The organism is Pseudoflavonifractor sp. AF19-9AC, from assembly GCF_003478995.1.
In the GTDB taxonomy this organism is placed as follows: Bacteria; Bacillota; Clostridia; order Oscillospirales; family Oscillospiraceae; genus Lawsonibacter.
Genome location: NZ_QUGI01000008.1, coordinates 25457 through 43651, shown reverse-complemented (window position 1 = coordinate 43651; position 18195 = coordinate 25457). Strand labels below are relative to the sequence as shown.

Annotated in this window: 18 protein-coding genes; 13 read left to right on the top strand and 5 right to left on the bottom strand. The window is 60.3% G+C overall.

Annotated features, from left to right (window positions below; all coding sequences use genetic code 11):
* Nucleotides 1-13: 13 nt before the first annotated feature.
* The 4 genes from DWX58_RS13060 to DWX58_RS13045 all read right to left on the bottom strand — a co-directional run bounded on the left by DWX58_RS13060 (nucleotide 14) and on the right by DWX58_RS13045 (nucleotide 3426).
* Entirely contained in the window at nucleotides 14-1414 is a 1401-nt protein-coding gene (locus DWX58_RS13060; RefSeq protein ID WP_243093504.1) for a HAMP domain-containing sensor histidine kinase, read from the bottom strand.
* Between the two features lie 87 nt (nucleotides 1415-1501).
* Nucleotides 1502-2002, bottom strand: a complete 501-nt coding sequence (locus DWX58_RS13055) for a hypothetical protein (RefSeq protein ID WP_118644503.1) — start codon at nucleotides 2000-2002, stop codon at nucleotides 1502-1504.
* A gap of 13 nt (nucleotides 2003-2015) precedes the next feature.
* The gene (locus tag DWX58_RS13050) at nucleotides 2016-2690 is read right to left on the bottom strand and encodes a response regulator transcription factor (protein ID WP_118644501.1); all 675 of its coding nucleotides are present in this window, start codon (nucleotides 2688-2690) and stop codon (nucleotides 2016-2018) included.
* Between the two features lie 31 nt (nucleotides 2691-2721).
* Nucleotides 2722-3426 carry a ubiquitin gene (locus DWX58_RS13045; protein WP_118644499.1) on the bottom strand — a complete coding sequence of 235 codons (705 nt, stop codon included), beginning with the start codon at nucleotides 3424-3426 and terminating at the stop codon, nucleotides 2722-2724.
* 186 nt (nucleotides 3427-3612) lie between these two features.
* Here DWX58_RS13045 and DWX58_RS13040 point away from each other — a divergent pair, with 186 nt between their 5' ends.
* The 8 genes from DWX58_RS13040 (at nucleotide 3613) to DWX58_RS13010 (ending at nucleotide 11562) form a co-directional block, all read left to right on the top strand.
* Nucleotides 3613-4782 (top strand): hypothetical protein, encoded by a 1170-nt coding sequence (locus tag DWX58_RS13040; RefSeq protein ID WP_118644497.1) that lies wholly within the window; start codon nucleotides 3613-3615, stop codon nucleotides 4780-4782.
* Nucleotides 4779-5102 (top strand): hypothetical protein, encoded by a 324-nt coding sequence (locus tag DWX58_RS13035; protein ID WP_118644495.1) that lies wholly within the window; start codon nucleotides 4779-4781, stop codon nucleotides 5100-5102. The genes DWX58_RS13040 and DWX58_RS13035 overlap by 4 nt, the downstream gene beginning before the upstream one ends.
* A 230-nt stretch (nucleotides 5103-5332) precedes the next feature.
* Nucleotides 5333-5710 carry a transcriptional repressor gene (locus DWX58_RS13030; protein WP_118644697.1) on the top strand — a complete coding sequence of 126 codons (378 nt, stop codon included), beginning with the start codon at nucleotides 5333-5335 and terminating at the stop codon, nucleotides 5708-5710.
* Entirely contained in the window at nucleotides 5707-7740 is a 2034-nt protein-coding gene (locus DWX58_RS13025) for a [FeFe] hydrogenase, group A (RefSeq protein WP_347559179.1), read from the top strand. Before DWX58_RS13030 ends, DWX58_RS13025 begins: the two co-directional genes overlap by 4 nt.
* Nucleotides 7741-7743: 3 nt before the next feature.
* The gene (gene rbr / locus DWX58_RS15920; protein WP_118644491.1) at nucleotides 7744-8934 is read left to right on the top strand and encodes a rubrerythrin; all 1191 of its coding nucleotides are present in this window, start codon (nucleotides 7744-7746) and stop codon (nucleotides 8932-8934) included.
* Between the two features lie 307 nt (nucleotides 8935-9241).
* The gene (locus DWX58_RS13015; protein ID WP_118644489.1) at nucleotides 9242-10777 is read left to right on the top strand and encodes a hypothetical protein; all 1536 of its coding nucleotides are present in this window, start codon (nucleotides 9242-9244) and stop codon (nucleotides 10775-10777) included.
* The gene (locus DWX58_RS15445) at nucleotides 10761-10907 is read left to right on the top strand and encodes a hypothetical protein (protein ID WP_199648838.1); all 147 of its coding nucleotides are present in this window, start codon (nucleotides 10761-10763) and stop codon (nucleotides 10905-10907) included. The genes DWX58_RS13015 and DWX58_RS15445 overlap by 17 nt, the downstream gene beginning before the upstream one ends.
* An 85-nt stretch (nucleotides 10908-10992) precedes the next feature.
* Entirely contained in the window at nucleotides 10993-11562 is a 570-nt protein-coding gene (locus tag DWX58_RS13010) for a hypothetical protein (protein ID WP_118644487.1), read from the top strand.
* An 88-nt stretch (nucleotides 11563-11650) separates the two neighbouring features.
* Here the strand turns inward: DWX58_RS13010 and DWX58_RS13005 are convergent, their stop codons facing one another.
* Entirely contained in the window at nucleotides 11651-13222 is a 1572-nt protein-coding gene (locus tag DWX58_RS13005; RefSeq protein WP_199648836.1) for a sigma-70 family RNA polymerase sigma factor, read from the bottom strand.
* A 221-nt stretch (nucleotides 13223-13443) separates the two neighbouring features.
* Here DWX58_RS13005 and DWX58_RS13000 point away from each other — a divergent pair, with 221 nt between their 5' ends.
* The 5 genes from DWX58_RS13000 to DWX58_RS12980 all read left to right on the top strand — a co-directional run bounded on the left by DWX58_RS13000 (nucleotide 13444) and on the right by DWX58_RS12980 (nucleotide 18186).
* Nucleotides 13444-14118 carry a zinc ribbon domain-containing protein gene (locus tag DWX58_RS13000; protein WP_118644483.1) on the top strand — a complete coding sequence of 225 codons (675 nt, stop codon included), beginning with the start codon at nucleotides 13444-13446 and terminating at the stop codon, nucleotides 14116-14118.
* Between the two features lie 233 nt (nucleotides 14119-14351).
* Nucleotides 14352-14984: an ECF transporter S component gene (locus DWX58_RS12995; RefSeq protein WP_118644481.1), complete on the top strand. Its 633-nt coding sequence runs from the start codon at nucleotides 14352-14354 to the stop codon at nucleotides 14982-14984.
* A gap of 13 nt (nucleotides 14985-14997) precedes the next feature.
* A complete protein-coding gene (locus DWX58_RS12990; protein WP_118644479.1) occupies nucleotides 14998-15951 on the top strand; it encodes a P1 family peptidase in 954 nt (317 codons plus the stop codon).
* Nucleotides 15952-16183: 232 nt separating this feature from the next.
* A complete protein-coding gene (locus DWX58_RS12985; RefSeq protein ID WP_118644477.1) occupies nucleotides 16184-17305 on the top strand; it encodes an ABC transporter ATP-binding protein in 1122 nt (373 codons plus the stop codon).
* Nucleotides 17302-18186, top strand: coding sequence for a sugar ABC transporter permease (locus DWX58_RS12980; protein WP_118644475.1), 885 nt, complete (start codon nucleotides 17302-17304; stop codon nucleotides 18184-18186). Before DWX58_RS12985 ends, DWX58_RS12980 begins: the two co-directional genes overlap by 4 nt.
* The last annotated feature ends 9 nt before the right edge of the window (nucleotides 18187-18195 follow it).

Below are 18195 nucleotides of genomic sequence, written 5' to 3'. Positions count from 1 at the left end.
CTGCGGAGTCTTTTTATATGGGTTCTGCCGGCTCCTCCGGGGCCAGGGGGATGAGAAAGGCAATCCGGGTCCCCACGTCGGGACGGGAAACCACCTCAAACCAGCCCCCGTGGCGTTCCACAATCCATCGGGCAATGGCCAGGCCCAGTCCCGTCCCGCCGGTCTTCCGGTCCCGGGACTGGTCGGTGCGGTAAAACCGCTCAAAGATATGGGAAATGCCCTCCGGGGCGATGCCCATGCCCTCGTCCTGGACGGTGACCCGGGCATAGCCCTGGCTCTCGCTCACCCGAAGGTAAACCCGCCCTGTGTCGGGGCTATACTTCACCGCGTTGTCCATGAGGATGCGCATGACCTGCTTCATCAGGCCCGGGTCGGCCCGCACGGTCACCGCCTCCTCCCCCCAGCGGGGCAGGAAGGTGCGCTCCGGGTGGATCATCTCCTCCTCCCGCAGCACCTCCCCGGCCAGGGCAGTGAGGTCCAGCCGCTCCATGTGCACCGGCTGGGAGTCGTTGTCCCCCCGGGCCAGGAACAGCAGCTGCTCCACCAGCCGCTCCATGGCCGCCGCCTCCGAGCGGATGGCGTCAATGGACTCCTGGAGGGCCTCCGGATCGGACTTGCCCCACCGGTCCAGCAGGGCGGCATAGCCCTGGATGACGGCGATGGGGGTGCGCAGCTCATGGCTGGCGTCGGAGACAAAGCGCATCTGGGCGCTGTACGCCCGGTTCACCCGGTCCAGCATATCGTTGATGGCCTGGGCCAGGGAGCGCAGCTCCTTCTGGGTGGCGGGCAGGTCAATGCGGCTGTCCAGGTGCTTGGCGTTGATTTTATCCAGCTCCCCCGCCAGATTTTCCAGCTCCCGCCGGGACATATGAGTCATGGAGTTGAGCCGGGCGGCGGCAGCGGAGAGCTCCTGAATGGGTCGGAGCACCTTACGGATGGAGCGCTTGTTGCGGAACAGGTTGGTAAGCAGGGACAGGCCCTGGCAGATGAGCAGCACAATGCCCGCCCAATAGAGGGTGCGGAAAATCCCGCTCAGATCTACCTCAATGGCGTAGGCGCTGCTCCCACTGTACAGCTCCACCCGATAGTAGTGGGCCAAATCCCAGCTGCGCAGGGCTCCGGAGAGCTCCTCCCGTATGGGCACCCAGGGGATGGCCGGCAACTCCAGGCCCTGGGGCGCGCGGCTCAGCGGCGCGATGGTATAATCGCTGGCCTCCATCCAGGCCAGCGCCTCCTCTGAGGGGATGCCCCGCTCCTCCACCAGAACCGCCACATCGGCGCAGCGGTTCTCCGCATAGGCCACCAGCCCCACAAAGGCCAGGGCCACCAGAAGGAGGTCCATCACCAGAAAAATGCCCACCTGCCGGAGGAAAAATCCGGTGTTCAGCCGGAAGGCCAGGGAGGACTCCCGCACCGCCGTGATGGGATCGGCCGGCGGAGGCGACTGAAAGCGTTTTTTCTTGTCCAGGTCTCTCCCCCTCCTCTCCTGCCGTGTTTGGGTTTACTGCTGTCTCAGCCAGTTCTGGATCAGCGCCAGATTTTCATAGGCCACGTAGCTTCCCCCGCGGACCAGGAAGCTCAGAGCGCGCTCCTCCTCCGGGGTGCGGCGGCTGCCCTTCTCCTGAAGAGCTTTGCGGGTGGAACGGGTGACCATGCCCACCATTCTCCGCTTCAGCCAGCCCACCTTCTTCGGGGCCCAGCCGCCCTGGAGATAGAAGACCGGCAGGTTATTGGTGTAGTTGGTCTTGGCCATGGTGCCCAGCACCTGCTCCCCCGGAGGAGACATGCCCACACCGCAGATGCCCTTGACCGCATAGCGCTTCATGGCCTGGTCCAGACCGGTGATGTGCCCGGCCATGAGGGGCCCCATATAGAAGACCTCCTCCCCGGCCAGAGGCTGGGGGCCCTCCCCCTGCTCATAGCACTTGAGCTTCTCCGCCTTGGCCAACATTTGGGCATACTCCCTGGTAAACCCGGTGTTGGACTGATATACGATCACCATTCTGCCATTCCTCCTAATTTTCCCGAATCACATAGCCCACACCCCGAACGGTGTGGATGAGCTTGATGCCAAAGGCCTCGTCAATCTTACTGCGGAGGAACCGGATATACACGTCCACCGAGTTGGTCTCCCCCACAAAGTCAAAGCCCCACACGCTGTCCAACAGGGACTCCCGGGTGAGCACCCGCCCCTTGTTTTCCAGCAGCTGGCGCAGAAGGTCAAACTCCTTCTTGGTGAGCTCCACCTCCTGCCCCTTCACAGTCACCCGGTGGCGCTCCACATCCATGCTGAGCTCCCCGGCGGTGAGCAGCGGCTCGCCCCGCTCCCCCCGGCCCCGGAGGGCCGCCCGGATGCGGGCCAGCAGTTCCTCGATGGCAAAGGGCTTTGTGATATAGTCGTCCGCCCCGGAATCCAGGCCGGACACCTTGTCCACCACACTGTCCCGGGCGGTGAGCATGATGACGGGCACCTGACTCTCACGCCGGAGCCGCCGCAGCACCTCCATACCCGACAGCCGGGGCAGCATGATGTCCAGCAGTACCAGGTCAAATTCCCCGGACAGGGCCTGCTCCAGTCCGGTGCGCCCGTCAAAGGCCTTCTCCACCTGGTAGCCCTCGTACTTCAACTCCAGCTCCACCATGCGGGCCAGCTTTTCCTCGTCTTCCACCAGCAAAATCCGCTCTGACACGGCTTGTTCCTCCCCTTCTCCCGGCCGAGTCTCAGTCCCGGTCGTCCTTCTTTCTCGCTCCGCCCAGCAGCTCATCGGCAATCCGGCGGTCCAGCTCCTCGGCCTGACGCTTTACTTCCTCCGCCTGGCGCTCTGCCTCCTCCGCCTGTGCCTGAGCCTCCTGAGCCGCCCGCTCCGCCTCCGGCCGGCCGGCGCGGCTCTGACGGCGCAGTTCCTCCATCACCTGGCGGCCCAGATCAGCGGCGGTATCCGCCACGCTGCCCATCACATTGTTGATCTCCTCCCGCTCCAGGTCGGGCCCGGAAAAGCGGTAGCGAAAGCCAAAAAACAGGCTCAAAATCAGAAGGGGAATCACAATATAATAGGCCACAATCAGCAGCAGAATCAGAATGAGCACCGGCAGCGCGGTAATGGGCCGGTCCTTCCGCCAGATCTCCAGTTCATTGTCCAGCAGAATATAGCGAAGACGCTGCAGCAGACTGCCCCGACCAGTCTTCTTCTCCTTCCCCTCTGACGGCTCCGGCTGGGGCTCTTCCGGCTCCTCCGGCATGGGCGGCGTCTGCCCCCGGGTGGAGTAATAGGCCCCCTCCGGGCGGGGAATGTCCCCCCGCTCCTCCAGATAGATCAGGGCGTCCAGCAGGTTGCCGCCGCTGTACAGCAGGGCCTCCTTGGCCTTGGCATAGCTCACGTCGGCCTTTTCCCGCAGGCGCTCCACCTGTTCCAATGTCACTTCCATCAAGCCGGCTCCTTTCCCCGGACGCGGTTCGTTTTTCGCCTCTCAGGATAACACACGGCGCTTGAAAGGGTGTTTACCCTTCATTAAAAACGGATTAAATTGGCTCCTTCCGTCCGATTCCGGCCGCTTGCCTCCCCGATTATACTATGTTATAATCCCTTTATCAACCGGAAAGGAGGAGGGTTCATGTCTCTCAAACGCAGGCTCCTGGGCGCACTTTTAACCGTCGTACTCTGCCTTGGACTGCTGGCCCCCATCCCGGTAAGCGCCGCGGATCTTTACTTTACTTCCATCAACGACAACCTTCAGCCCCTCACCGCCGACACCATGCCGGTCTGGTCGGGCGGCACGCTCTATGTACCATACAGCGTCTTCGACTCCAACAGCACCGGAGTCAAGCTGGGTCTGGAGTGCAGCTATGAGCGCACCTCCAACACGGTGACGCTCTATAACCTGCGCAAAATGCTGGTCTTTAACCTGAACACCGGCACCACCCGCAATGAGCTGACCGGCGAGACCTACTCCGCCAAGGCCATCATGCGAAACGGCCGCCCCTACCTTCCACTCTATCTGGTGTGCGACTTCTTCGGCCTGACCTACTCCTACAATACCATCAGCCAGGGCTATCTGGTGCGTATCAAGAGCAGCGCCGTGGTCCTCTCCGACGAGATGTTCATTGACGCCGCCGGCGACTTCATCAACCGCCGCCTCCGGGAATACCACCAGAGCCTCAACCCCACCCCCGACCCCGGCTCAGGCGGCAGCAACACCGGCACCACCGTGACTCCCACGCCCGTACCGGACGATGACGAGGATGAGAGCTCTGCCACTGTGCGCACCTACCTGGCCTTCCGCTGCGAGGATGCCGCCGGAACCGCCGCAGTGCTGGACTCTCTGAGTGAGGGCACCTATATGCTGTTCCTCCTCACCCCCCAGGTGATGGAGGAGGATCCCGGCCTGGTCCGCCGGATTCTGGGCTCCGGCCACAGCATCGGCATTCTGGCCCAGGGAGATTCCCTTGCCCAGACCCGGACCCTGCTGGAGCAGGGCAACGACATCCTGGACCAGCAGCTTCACCAGCGAACCACCATCGCCTGCGTCCCGGACGGTCACCGCGCCGCCCTGGAGGCAGAGGGCTGGGTATGCTGGAAGGAGACTCTGGCACTCAACCCCTCTGACACAGTGGGGGCCAATACCTTTGCCTCCAACACCATGCGCCGCCTCAACGGGCGCACTTACCGCACCTATCTCACTCTGCCCGCCAATGAAAATACCGCCCGTGTTCTCTCCTCCCTGCTGCGTCAGCTGGAGAGCAACGACTTTGTGGTCAGCGTACCCACGGAGACACATCTATGAGAACGGTCAATCTGTCTGCTCCCGCCCCCTCAGCGGGCGATCCCGCCCGCCTGGCCCGGCTGGTGCGGCATTTGGAGGCCCGGCTTCAGGACTTCGGCCCGGGAGGGCCGGAGGTGCGCTCTGCCGACCAAGAAAGCGGCCTGGTCCGGGCCGTCTTTGACCGCCGCCCTCCCCAAGCACTGACCGACACGCTGGCCCGGCGCTTTGGCATTTTGGCCCGGCCGGAAGAGGACTGCGTAGCCTTTCAGCTTACTCCAGACCTTCCCTTCGAGGATTTGGACTATGTGTGGGGCTGCCTGTTCCAGATTCTGGGGGAATAACTCCCGGTTCACTCTTGCCGCAAGGTGATATGATTGATGCGTGGAAGACGCCGCAGCTTTGTCTGCGGCATCTTTTTCTTCTGCAAACGGTTCCTTGCCGCGCCACCGCGATGGCATATTTCCGCCCATTTCTGCCAATTTTTCCAAATCTTAAGAATTTTTCTCTTGACCTTTTTTCCAGAAGTCTCTACAATAAATTTAGAATTATTCTAAAATCGGTGTTGATGCTTGTGACCAAGTATGGAAAGAAAATTTTAGAAATTGTGGAGCAGTCCCGCAGCCACATGACCGCCGAGCAGATTTTTGAGGCGCTGCGCCAGACCTACCCCAAGGTAGTTCTGGCCACCGTGTACAACAATCTGAACCGGCTGTGGGAAGAGGACCGCATCCGCAAGGTATCGGTGGAGGGTATGCCCGACCGATACGACCGAATCCAGCGGCACGACCATCTGGTATGCAAGAAATGCGGCCGGCTGCTGGATGTGGATCTGGGAGATCTGACCGTCCAGCTGGAGCGGGCGGCCGGACAAGCTATTTTGTCCTACGACCTGAAGCTGATGTATTTATGTGAAGAATGCAGGAACGATGCCAACAAGAAAGGAATGTGAGGAATCTGAATCATCTGCCCTTATCCGTCCGCGTGCCCATTGAGGCGGACAACCCCAGCATCATGCGCTGGGAAGACAAATGCATCCGGTGTGGGATGTGCAAGGAGGCCTGTACCAACCTGATGGGCGTACATGGCACATACACGTTGGAGGAGACCGGAGGAAAGGCCATCTGCATCTACTGCGGACAGTGCGCCAACGTCTGTCCGGTGGACAGTATCACCGAGCGGGACGAATCCCCCCAGGTGCGGCAGGCCATTTCCGACCCGGACAAAATTGTGGTGGTCAGCACCTCCCCGGCTGTCCGGGCCTCCCTGGGGGAGGAATTCGGCATGGCCCCCGGCGCCTTTGTGGAAGGAAAAATGGTGGCGCTGCTCCGGGCTCTGGGGGTGGACTATGTACTGGACACCAACTTTGCCGCCGACCTCACCATTGTGGAGGAGGCCAGTGAGCTCATCCGCCGCATCACCACAGGCGACCGGCCCCTGCCCCAGTTCACCAGCTGCTGCCCGGGCTGGGTCCATTTTGCGGAGATCTACGCCCCGGAGCTGCTCCCCCACCTCTCTACCGCCAAAAGCCCCATCGGCATGCAGGGCCCCACAGTGAAAACCTACTTTGCCCAGCAGATGGGTCTGGACCCCCGTCAGATCGTCCATGTGACCCTCACCCCCTGCACCGCCAAAAAGTTTGAGGTCCGGCGAGAGGAGATGCACGCCGCCGCGGACTACCACAACATCCCCGGCATGCGGGACACCGACCAGGTCATCACCACCCGGGAGCTGGCACGGTGGGCCAGAGAGGCCGGCATCGACTGGAACGCGCTGGAGGACTCCGCCTATGACTCCCTGATGGGGAAAGCATCGGGCGCCGGCGTCATCTTCGGCAATACCGGCGGCGTCATGGAGGCCGCCCTCCGCACTGCCTACGCCTACCTCACCAGCCAGGAGGCCCCCGCCGCCCTGCTCCACCTGACCCCAGTGCGGGGCTATGAGGGCGTACGGGAGGCTCAGGTGTCAGTGGGCGACCTCACACTGCGGGTGGCCGTCATCTACGGCACTGCCAACGCCCGCCGCTTCCTGGCCGACATCCGGGAGAAGGGAACCACCTACCACTTTGTGGAGGTCATGGCCTGTCCCGGCGGCTGCATCGGCGGCGGAGGCCAGCCCAAGGACCTGCTGAAAAACCCGGACGAGACCCGAAAGAGCCGCATCCAGGCCCTTTATCAGCGGGATGAGGCCCTGACCCTGCGCACCAGCCATGAAAATCCCCAGATCAAGGCCGTCTACGAGGCGTTTTACGGCCATCCCCTCAGCGAGATGGCAGAAAAAATGCTGCACACCACCTATCAGGATTGCAGCGACCTCATTCAGAAGGAAGGAGGATCCCAGGTGAAGACATGGATCTGCGGCATCTGCGGCTACATCTATGACGAAGGCAAGGAGGGTACCGCCTTTGAAGATCTGCCCGCCCAGTGGGTCTGCCCCCTCTGCGGCGCGGACAAGAGCGTCTTTGCCCCCGAGGCTCCCAAGAGTGCCGGGGCACCCAAGCCCACCCCCATTCATTCTCCGGGCGACATGAAGGAGCTCTCCGCCGGGGAACTGTCCGCTGTGTGCTCCAACCTGGCCCGGGGCTGCGAAAAGCAGTATAAGGACCGGGAGGCCGCTTTGTTCCGGGAGCTGGCGGACTTTTTGGCCGCGGCCCAGCCCCCTGTGCCGGACGCCAGCCTGGACAAGCTGATGGAGCTGATCGAATCTGACCTGAATGAAGGCTACCCCAGCCTGAAGGCCGCCGCGGTGGAGGTCTCCGACCGCGGCACCCAGCGGATCTGCGTCTGGGGCGAAAAGGTGACCCGGATGCTGGATTCTCTGCTGAAGCGCTATAAAGCGGAGGGGGACGCCTTCCTGCGGGACACCCAAGTGTGGGTTTGCACGGTGTGCGGATTTGTCTATGTGGGGGACAGCGCCCCCCAGCTCTGCCCGGTGTGCAAGGTCCCCGCTTGGAAATTTGAAAAAATGGAAGGGAGGCGCTGAGCGATGAAGCAAGTTGCCGTGCGTAATCTGCGTCTTTGTACCAAGGACTGTCTCTGTCTGTATGTCTGCCCCACCGGAGCCACCGACACCGAGAACAGCATCATCGATGTGGACAAGTGCCTGGGCTGCGGTGTATGCGCCGACGCCTGCCCCAGCGGTGCCATCTCCATGGTGCCTACGGAGTACCCGCCCCAGCAGCCCAAGCAGGATACGGTGGTGGACCAGGCCAACGCCATGGCCGGGAGCAAGGCGTCTCAGGAGAGCATCGCCCGCCAGCTGGCGGAAGGTGCAGACAGCGATGGACTCTACCGCCTTCTGTCCGCCGTGGAACAATCCGTCCGCCTGGTGAATGAAGACCTGCTGCGGGAGGCAGGCTACATGCTGCCCCAAAGTGCCAACGCTCACCAGCTGCTTCAGAAGTTTGTGGACGCGCCGCCCTCCCCGGACTTTCCGGTCCAGGTGGCCAAGGAGCTGCTGGAGCGGATCCCCTGTAATGAAACAACGTCCGAATTGAAAGGAGACAAACACGTAATGAAAAAGTGGAAGTGTAAGATTTGCGGCTATATTCATGAGGGCGACAGCGCCCCGGAGTTCTGCCCCATCTGTAAGCAGCCCGCCTCTGCCTTTGAGCTGATCCAGGAGGCCCCCGCCAAGAGCGGCAGCAAATACGCCGGAACCCAGACAGAAAAGAACCTGGAGGCCGCCTTTGCCGGCGAGTCCCAGGCCCGGAACAAGTACACCTATTTCTCCTCCGTGGCCCAGAACGAGGGCTATGAGCAGATTGCGGCTCTCTTCCTCCAGACCGCGGAAAACGAAAAGGCCCACGCCAGAATGTGGTTTGAGGAGCTGCACGGCGTAGGGAACACCGCCGAGAATCTGCTCCACGCCGCCGAGGGCGAGAACTACGAGTGGACGGATATGTACGACGGTTTTGCCAAGACCGCCGAGGATGAGGGCTTCCCCGAGCTGGCCGCCAAGTTCCGTCTGGTGGCCGCCATTGAGAAGCGCCACGAGGAGCGCTACCGCGCCCTGCTGCACAACGTGGAGACCGCCCAGGTGTTTGAGAAGAGCGAAGTGAAGGTCTGGGAGTGCCGGAACTGCGGCCACATCGTGGTGGGCACCGCCGCTCCTGAGGTCTGCCCCACCTGTCTGTACAGCAAGAGCTTCTTCGAAATCCACAGCGACAACTATTAATAACTGGTACGGAATCCTGCGGCGCACACCGCCTCGTCATCCGATTCTGAAACAGTTCCTCTTTGAACCAAAGGAGGGGCGTTCCATTCAACCGGGACGCCCCTCCCCTCTTTTTTGCGGACGGCTGCAAAATTATTTGCTCCCTCCGCCGACACCCACGCAACGTGTCTGCACCGGTTCACCCTTTCTCTTGATCGATTGAAAAAATTTTTTCTTTTTTTAAAACCATTGGTCCCCCTTCTGTTTCTTCATTGGTGTAAGGGAAATACCGTTCCATGGGAACATGGAAGCGAAAGGAGAACACAACATGAAAGCGAATCGATTTCTTGCTGTCCTGCTCTGTACCGCCGCGCTCCTCTCCGGGTGCGGAACCACCTCGCCCGGTAGTTCCGGCTCTGCCGATGCCTCCCAGGGGGAAAGTGACGCCAGCAAGCCGCTGAGCGAGCTGGACCAGCTGGCGCAGCAGGTCCGCACCTGGGAAGAGGCCGGCTCCTATGACGACGCGGCCGCCTACCGGGACGCCCTCATGCGGACGGCGGCGCTGGTCCAGGCCGAGAGCAGAGGCGCCTACCTCTGCGACGACCCCCAGGAGCTGGACGAGGACAAGCTGGCCGCCCTCACTGACGCGGCCATGCGCTGCAACTATTCCTATTCTATGTACAAGGACGAGGACCCCTTCTCCCCCAAAAATCTGCCCGCCACCATCGCCATGCTCATTCTCTACACCCCCGGCACCCTGGAAACCGCCTGGGGCGAAGACCCCACCCTTCCCCAGGGCTGGTATCAGCGGGTGAAGCTGGAGGAGCTCCAGCCCTACCTGGACGGCGCCGTGGCTCCTGCAGGGCAGGCCTTCCGGAGCCACCCCCAGGACCTGACCGCCTGGAACTGGTACCCGGCTGAGGACGGCGATATCTATGTGAACGTGTCCGGTTACACGGCCACGCTCCCAACCGGAGAACCCCAGCTCACCAGTGTGGAACCTCTGGGAGGCGACCGCTACCTGGTCCTGTGTGAGATGCTCCCCCTGGGGGCTACTCTCCAACATCAGCTGGCCTACGTGGTGGAAGATACCGCCCTGGCCGGGGAAACGCCCCATGTGACCGTACTGGACTGTGTGAGTGCCGCGCGGCGGGATAGCTGCACCCTGAATTGGGATGAGATCGAGGCCCTTCGGACCACCTACCGTGTGTTCGGTGAGGACGGCCAGGAGGCGGCGGAGCTTCTGGAGCGTTTAGAGGCTCTTTCCCCCATCCCCTTCCACACCAATCTGGCCGATCAGATGTCCCCCGCCATGGAGCTGGCACTGGACGAGGCAAAGCTGACGCGCGAGATGATCCCCACCCCCACCTTTGAAAGCTATGTCATCTCCCTCTCCGTCTCTCCCACCATGCACCGCCCCGAGTATTCTCAGGAGAACGAATGGGTCCCGGCCGAGCCCGGCCGAGGAACCTATGGGGATGAGTGGAACCGGATTCCCGCCGGGGAGCTGGAGGCTGCCTTCCAGAAGCGCTTTGGAATCGACCTCTCCGCCAACAACCGCACCTGGATGAACGATCCCGATTTTATTCTGACTGACTACTACACCGGGGCTCCCATGGTTTCCTACGACGGAGAATTCTATGACGTTTATTTACGAGGGGTGGGCGGTCCTATCCCCTTCCCCTATAAGACCACGTTGGTCTACAACTACGACGACACCTATACCGCCACGTTCATCATGGACACAACGGAGTATTTCCCGGACTCCAACTCCACCTACGAAGTTTTGACACTCCAGCTGCGCAATGTGGGCACAGAGGAGAACCCGTTCTTCCATCTGCTCGGCTATGAGCTGCCCGCATGAGGCGGTCAGAACCTGGTATGACCTGATCCACGCTGCCCTGGAGGAGGATGCGGCCAGGACCGTGCTGGACAGCGGGCAAATCCAGGCCCTGATGGCGCGGCTGAAAAAAGAAAAAATTTTTTCCGATTGATAAAACCGCGGGCACTCCAACTGTTTCTTTATTCTCAGAACGAGGGGGTACCCCCCCAAGAAAAAGGAAATGAGGAGAATTGAGTATGAAATGTTTCAACCATGAAGACCGGGAAGCCGCCGCTACCTGTCAGCGCTGCGGAAAAGGACTATGCCGGGAGTGCGCCAGCAAGTACACCCCCTGTCTGTGTGATGACTGCTTTGAAGCCATTCAGAATGAAAATCACGCCCGAAAGGTGGCCGAGCTGGAACAGCGCAAACAGAGCCGCCTGGACAAATTGAGCTTCACCCGGTGGGACCTGATGCTCAACTGCCTGCTGGGCGCGCCCTTTGCCATTTACACCATATACACTCTGATCGTGGAATCCTATGGGATCAGCCTGGAAAACATCCTGGTCATTCCCTGGATGTTCTGTCTCCCCGCCGGCTGGAGAACCATGAGCAAATTGATCCGCCTGGGAGAGTCCGGAAACACGATCATCTTCATCGACACCGACAGTGCCTTCTATATGTTCGTTGCCAACCTCCTGGTCCGCTGTGCCGGCGCCTTCTTCCTGGGCATCCCCTCCTTCCTCTTCCAGATCTATAAGATGACCCGGGCCAAGAAGGCCGTGGAAGTGGCCACGCAGGAGGCTCTGAGTGCCGCTCAGCGGTAACATTCCAAGAAAAAAGCCCCCCTGCCGGGGTGCAGGGGCTTTTATGTATTACTCCTATAAATAAGGACGGAACAATTCAAGCGCCTCTCTACCTTGCAGGGCGAACAACAACATTGCAGCAAGCACTTCTTGTAGTTCCATCTGGCCATGTAACGGTACAGGAAACAAATGCCGAGCCAACTTCTTTTAGGTAGACACGCACAGCATACTCACCATCCGCTGTCATCTGAGGCTCTATACTCAGAATATTTGAGTCACTTACCGCCCAATCCACCGTATATCCATCCCCGAAAGGCGAAACAGTGTAATCATAAAGACGCAGCCGGAAGTCATTTCCAAGAGTGTGTATTATCAGTTTAGCATCCAAACTAATTGTGTCGCTTCTCTCGACAATTTCAATTCTACATCGTGAAGTATAACCATTCCACGACGCGTTGATAAAAGCGGTTCCTTCCTTATCTTGTGGTATAATTTTGTAGTTTTCTATTTGAACCAAGTCAGGGTTCTCACTTGACCACACAATTTCCTTGTAAGGAATCTCTTCCATCGTTGCTGCATCGTACATTGATGGCACATCCATGCTATATCCAGGCCACATTATCGTCGCTAGTTCAGAGTTCACAATACCTGTTCTTTGAGGCGGCTCGGGTTCCGGTTCCGGCTCAGGCAGAGGGCCCACCACCTCAATAGCCGGGGGCTGAGGCTCTTCCGCCGGCTGCTTTGGCTGGGAGAGCAGCACCGTACCGCCAATGGCTCCCGTCAGCACCACTCCCGCCACGGCGGCGGCAATTCCCTTATGGGCCAGCAGCATGGCGGTCAGCGCATTTCCGGTCCCGGCGGAGGCGGCCGTTCCTCCGGCCGCGGCACCGCTTACGGCTGCCCCCGCTCCACCGGCGGTTCCTGCCGCAGTCGTGGTTCCAACCGCGGCTGTGGTCCCCGCTCCCGCGGCAGCACCTCCTGCAGCTCCGGCCAGCGCAGCGGAGCTGCCCGCCAGGGCCGCCTGGGCACAGGCACTGCTCTGCGCGGCAGTCAGGCCGCCCAGCAGAGCGTCCTGCTTGAGGATATAGACGAGGAAGGGCAGCGGCGCCAGACCATAGAGCTTGACACCCTGGGCGGCGTAGCGCTCCACGCCCTCTTTAATCGCCTTGCGCGCATAGTTCAGACGGCTCTTGACCGTGCCCTCCGACGTTCCCAGAGCTTCGGCAATGGCTTTGACTCCCATCTCGTCATAATAGTACATCAGCACGCACAGGCGCTGGGCCTCCGGCAGGGCGTCAATGAGCTCCACGATCATCCTGCGGCTCTCGGCGCTGTCCAGCGCCTTATCGGGCACTTCCTGCTCATCCGGCGCCTCAATGGTGTCCAGCATGCTGTTGCCTTCCTCATCCTCAGGAATCGGAATCTCCCGTCCGCTCCGGCGGAGAACATTGCGGCAGTAATTGGCCGTCATGGCACTCAGCCAGCCGCCGAACGCCGCTGGTTCCTTCAGGGTATCCAGCTTGGTCAGCATGGTGATCAGAATCTCCTGGGTCGCGTCCAGGGCGTCGTCCTCGTTTTTCAGCATCTTCTTGCAGTGGTAGAACACACGGTTCTGCACCGCCAGCACCAGCGCTTCCCGCGCTTCCTCATCCCCTGCAAGGCATCGGGGAACGAGGGCCATTACCTCACTTTTTTCCATTTTATCCCTCTGTTGCTGTAAAAATGTTCCATTTAAGCTAAAATGCTTTATTTTCTTTTAACCCATACTGTAATACCAAACAATAGCCTTGTCAATTTGTATTCCCCGTTTAGAAACCGTAAATTTGTCATCTTCCACGCACTTCTCTCATAGCGTCATGTTCTTACAAAACACAACAAACAAAACATCAGGAGGAATCAACCATGTATTGTGAACAGTGCGGAGCAAAAAACGAACCCGGATCCTCTTTCTGCAGTGCCTGCGGCGCGCCGCTGGCGGCCGAACAGCCGGCACACGACGCGGCGGCGTCTTCCAAGCCTTCCGTCGGAGCAAGTGTTTTCGCCGGAATTGGCATCCTCACCAGTAAAAAAATCAAAATTGCCGGAGCTGTGATTGCCGCGGTTTTGGCAATCTTCGTCGTTTCCTCTCTGTTTGGCGGGCGCAGCGATACGGAGACCGCTGAGCAGTTCTTTGACGCCATTTTCGAGCAGGACGCCTCTGCCCTTCTGGACCTGGTTCCCAAGGGAGTTGTCCAGACGGTGATGGATGAGGGCGGCTATACCAAAGCAGAGGTAGCGGAGGAACTGGAGGAACTGGGAAACCAGTTTGAGTACGCCGTCGGGTCTCTGGATTTTCTCAGACGTGGAGTCAAAATTTCCTATAAGGCTGTAGGCTCGGAACATGTGGATGACAACGAGCTGGACGATATCCAGGAGCAATATGATCAGTTCAATGTGAATGTGTCCGACGCCCGGGAGGTGAGCGTTTCCTTCCGGGTGCAGGCCTCCAGCCTAGGCATCGATGAGGAAGCCCCTTTCGAGGTCCCCGTGATCAAAGTGGGCAACTCCTGGTACATCGACGTCGTCAGCCTCTCGTAATCCGGCGCACAAACCGGAATCACAGGTTTTGGGCACCGAATCATTTCCTTCCAGGGCAGAGAAGACAGCGTTTGTTTTCTCTGCCCTGGCTGATTTCTGCCCGGTCAGGAGCAGCGTGCAAAGGAATCCGCCTTGCAAATTTCTTCGCCCCATAGTATAATAAGCCGCCGGCATACTGCCGGAAAAATGCGCTGCATCCGCAGAAGGCGGAGCGGCAGCAGGAGGAATTGAATATGGTAAAAGCAAAATCGTCCGATCTCACGTACCTTATGGAACTGGCGCTTCTGGTTGGCATCCTGCTGATGATGAACATCGCCGGACTGGCTGTGATCCCGCTGCCCGGGCAAAACGCGTCCATTATGACGGTACCGGTTGCTGTGGGTGCCATGATACTGGGCCCCCTGGCCGGAGGCATCTTAGGCGGCGTCATGGGGTGTATCAGCTTCTACACCGCCGTCAAAACCGGCTTCAGCACCCTGTTCCTGGCAGGCTACACCGGCGGCACTGTGGTGCTCCTGAGCGTAATCAACTGCTTTATTCCCCGGATTCTCATGGGGGTCTGTGTGGGGTGGATTTTCCGAGGTGTCCACAAGCTGGACAAGGGAAAGACCGTCTCCTACTACATCGGCGGGGTGGCGGCGCCGCTGCTGAACACCCTCTTTTATATGTCGGTGCTGGTGGTGATCTTTTTAAATGCCCCCACCCTTCAAGCTCTTTTGAGCGAGGATCTGATGGCCGCCTTTCAGGACAACGTTTTGCTGTTTGTGGCCCTCTATGTGGGACCTCAGGCGCTGATGGAAGCGATCGTGGGCTGCGTGGTCAGCGGCTCTGTCTGCAAAGCTCTGCGCGTTGTGCTGAAGCAGTGAGAGGTGTTCCATCATGCAGGAAATCGGAATTATGGAAGTGGGCGGTTTCCGTGTGGGACACGCCCAGGATGCGGAAGCCGCCACCGGCTGCACCGTACTGCTTTGTGACCGGATGAGTCCTGCCGGACTGGACGTCCGGGGCGGGGGCCCCGCCTCCCGGGAATCTCAGATCCTCTCCCCTGTGGCCCAGGCCGACTCCATCAACGCTGTTCTGCTCTCCGGCGGCAGTGCCTTCGGCCTGGATGCGGCCGGAGGAGTCCAGGCCTATCTGGAGGAGCGGGGCATCGGCTTTGACGTGGGCGTCACGAAAGTTCCCCTGGTCAGCCAGTCCTGCCTGTTCGATCTGGGTGTGGGCCGGATGGACGTCCGCCCGGACCGGGACATGGCCTACCAGGCCTGTGAACAGGCCAGCTATCACGCCCCTGCCGAAGGCAATGTGGGCGCGGGGACCGGCTGTTCCGTGGGCAAGTACCGGGGTATGGCCCGGGCCATGAAGTCAGGCTTCGGCACCTACGCCCTCCAGGCAGGCCGTCTGAAGGTGGGGGCCCTGGTAGCTGTCAACGCCTTGGGCGACATCTACGACGGCGGCAAGCAGATTGCCGGCCTGCTGAACGGGGACCGGACCGCCCTCTCCAATACGGTGGAGGAGCTTTTGCAGGATGTGACCATTGCGGAAAATCTGTTTTCCGGCAACACCACCCTGGGGATTGTGGTGACCAATGCAAAGCTGAACAAGACCCAGCTTACCAAAGTGGCGGGCATGACCCACAACGGCTTTGCCCGGGCCATCCGCCCCGTCCACACCATGGCCGATGGAGACAGCATCTATGCACTGAGCACCGGTGATCTCCCCGGAGATGTCAACGTGGTGGGAACCATGGCCGCTCTGGCCATGGAGCGGGCCATTGTCCGGGCTGTCCGGGCTGCACAGCCCGCCTACGGCCTGCCTAGCTGCGGCTCCCTCTGAGCAGGTTTTCCTTTTGCCGGTCTCTTCTTGTGAAGAGAAGTTCTCTTAAAATACGTCAGAAAAGGCTGCGTCTCTGTTCTTTGAGACGCAGCCCTTTTTTGTGTGTTTTTTCAAAAAAGCACTCATTTTACATAGGAATCTGTGGCTGCACCCCTGGTATCAAACCTTGAGCTGTGCTGCAAAATCCGCTATAATTTACATGCAAGAATGCTTTCACAGGGAGATGTGTGGAATGAAAATCAGGCTGGAGAATCTCACCAAGCGGTTTCCCAACCGGGGTAAAAAGGCCCGGGGGGAAATGACCGCGGTGGAGAATCTCACCTTTGAGATCCCCGACGGAACACTGGTTGGACTGCTGGGCCCCTCGGGCTGCGGAAAGACCACCACCCTTAACATGATCTGCGGGTTGGAAAAGCCCACCTCCGGACAGATTTTCTTCGGAGAGGAGGATGTGACCGCCCTGCCCCCGGAGCTGCGGGGTGTGGGCATGGTGTTTCAGAACTACGCCCTCTACCCCCACCTGACGGTGCTGCAGAACATTCTGTTCCCCCTGGAAAATCTGAAGGGGGAGGCCCGCCCCTCCCGGGAGGAGATGCGCCGCCGGGCCCTGGAGACCGCCGCCCTGGTGCAGATTGAGGAGCTGCTGGACCGCCGTCCCAAGGAGCTCTCCGGCGGACAGCAGCAGCGGGTGGCCATCGCCCGGGCACTGGTGAAGATGCCCCGCGTGCTGCTGCTGGACGAGCCGCTGAGCAACCTGGACGCCCGGCTGCGCCTTCAGACCCGGGAGGAGATCTGCAAGATTCAGAAAAAGACGGGCATTACCACCCTCTTTGTCACCCACGACCAGGAGGAGGCCATGAGTATCTCCGACCGCATTGTGGTGATGAAGGGCGGCGTACTCATGCAGGAGGGCGCGCCCCAGCAGGTCTACGACGATCCGGCCAGCCTGTTTGTGTCCAAATTCCTGGGCACGCCCCCCATCAACGTCTTTACCGGTGAGGTGCGGCAGGGGAAGCTGCTGCTGGATGACCAGCCGGTGCTGGACACCCCCGGAGTGTCGGACCGGGCCGTCTGGGTGGGTGTGCGCCCCGAGGGCTTCCTGCCCCAGGCAGACGGGCCGGTCCAGTGCGCCCTCACCCGGGTGGAGGTGCTGGGCCGGGACGTGAGCATTGTGTGCACCCATCCCGCCAGCCAGAACGGAGCGGTGCGGGCTATCATCCGCTCGGAGCAGGAGGTAGACGCCTCCGCCGCCCAGGTGCGCTTTGCCCTGCGGCCGGACAAGGTGTTTCTCTTTGACCGGGACAGCGAGGTGCGCATCCCCGTGGCCGGAACCGGACGGGAGGCGGGACAATGAATCAGAAAAAGGCCTGGCTCTACCTGCTGCCCTCTCTGGTGCTGCTGGGGGCCTTTCTGGTCTACCCCCTCATCGACGTGTTTATCTACTCCCTGGAGGAGGGCTTCAACTTTGCCTCCCAGACCTACTTCGGCGTGGGCACCTACAACTACCAGTATGTCCTCCACGACCCCTACTTTCTCCAGGCGCTGAAAAACACCTTCATTCTGGTCATCATCACCGTGCCGGTGTCCACCGGCCTGGCCCTGGTGATCTCCACAGGATTGAGTTCCATCCGCCCCCTGCGGCAGCTCTACCAGACCGTCTACTTCCTGCCCTACGTGACCAACACCCTGGCGGTGGGCCTGGTGTTCATGGTGCTCTTTCAGAAGACGGAGTACACCGACGGCTTAGTGAACCTGGTGCTGGCCTGGTTCGGACAGGGGCCTGTGGACTTTATCAACGGTCCCTACTGGGCCAAGATGTTCGTGCTGTGCTTCTACACCGTGTGGGTGGTGATGCCCTTTAAGATTCTGGTGCTCACCAGCGCCCTGGCCTCGGTGAATCCCGACTACTACAAGGCCGCCCGGGTGGACGGTACCTCCCGCCTGCGCACCTTTACCCGCATCACCCTGCCCATGATTGCCCCCATGCTGGTCTATCTGGTGATTACCGGCTTCATCGGAGCCTTCAAGGCGTACAGCGACGCGGTGGCCCTCTTCGGCACCGACCTGAACGCCGCGGGAATGAACACCATCGTGGGCTATGTGTACGACATGCTCTACGGCAGCAGCGGCGGCTACCCCTCCTACGCCTCGGCGGCGGCCATCCTGCTGTTTGTCATTGTGCTGACCATCACCTGCATCAATCTGCTGGTGAGCCGGCGTCAGCACTGGACCTGAGAGGTGCGC

Excerpts from the sequence above, each read along its gene's own strand:
- DWX58_RS13035 (WP_118644495.1), top strand. The coding sequence starts at position 4,779 with ATGAGAACGGTCAATCTGTCTGCTCCCGCCCCCTCAGCGGGCGATCCC.
- DWX58_RS12980 (WP_118644475.1), top strand. The coding sequence starts at position 17,302 with ATGAATCAGAAAAAGGCCTGGCTCTACCTGCTGCCCTCTCTGGTGCTG.
- DWX58_RS12995 (WP_118644481.1), top strand. The coding sequence starts at position 14,352 with ATGGTAAAAGCAAAATCGTCCGATCTCACGTACCTTATGGAACTGGCG.
- DWX58_RS13045 (WP_118644499.1), bottom strand. The coding sequence starts at position 3,426 with ATGGAAGTGACATTGGAACAGGTGGAGCGCCTGCGGGAAAAGGCCGAC.
- DWX58_RS12990 (WP_118644479.1), top strand. The coding sequence starts at position 14,998 with ATGCAGGAAATCGGAATTATGGAAGTGGGCGGTTTCCGTGTGGGACAC.
- DWX58_RS12985 (WP_118644477.1), top strand. The coding sequence starts at position 16,184 with ATGAAAATCAGGCTGGAGAATCTCACCAAGCGGTTTCCCAACCGGGGT.
- DWX58_RS13005 (WP_199648836.1), bottom strand. The coding sequence starts at position 13,222 with ATGGCCCTCGTTCCCCGATGCCTTGCAGGGGATGAGGAAGCGCGGGAA.
- DWX58_RS13040 (WP_118644497.1), top strand. The coding sequence starts at position 3,613 with ATGTCTCTCAAACGCAGGCTCCTGGGCGCACTTTTAACCGTCGTACTC.
- DWX58_RS13055 (WP_118644503.1), bottom strand. The coding sequence starts at position 2,002 with ATGGTGATCGTATATCAGTCCAACACCGGGTTTACCAGGGAGTATGCC.
- DWX58_RS13000 (WP_118644483.1), top strand. The coding sequence starts at position 13,444 with ATGTATTGTGAACAGTGCGGAGCAAAAAACGAACCCGGATCCTCTTTC.
- DWX58_RS15445 (WP_199648838.1), top strand. The coding sequence starts at position 10,761 with ATGAGCTGCCCGCATGAGGCGGTCAGAACCTGGTATGACCTGATCCAC.
- DWX58_RS13010 (WP_118644487.1), top strand. The coding sequence starts at position 10,993 with ATGAAATGTTTCAACCATGAAGACCGGGAAGCCGCCGCTACCTGTCAG.
- DWX58_RS13015 (WP_118644489.1), top strand. The coding sequence starts at position 9,242 with ATGAAAGCGAATCGATTTCTTGCTGTCCTGCTCTGTACCGCCGCGCTC.
- rbr (WP_118644491.1), top strand. The coding sequence starts at position 7,744 with ATGAAGCAAGTTGCCGTGCGTAATCTGCGTCTTTGTACCAAGGACTGT.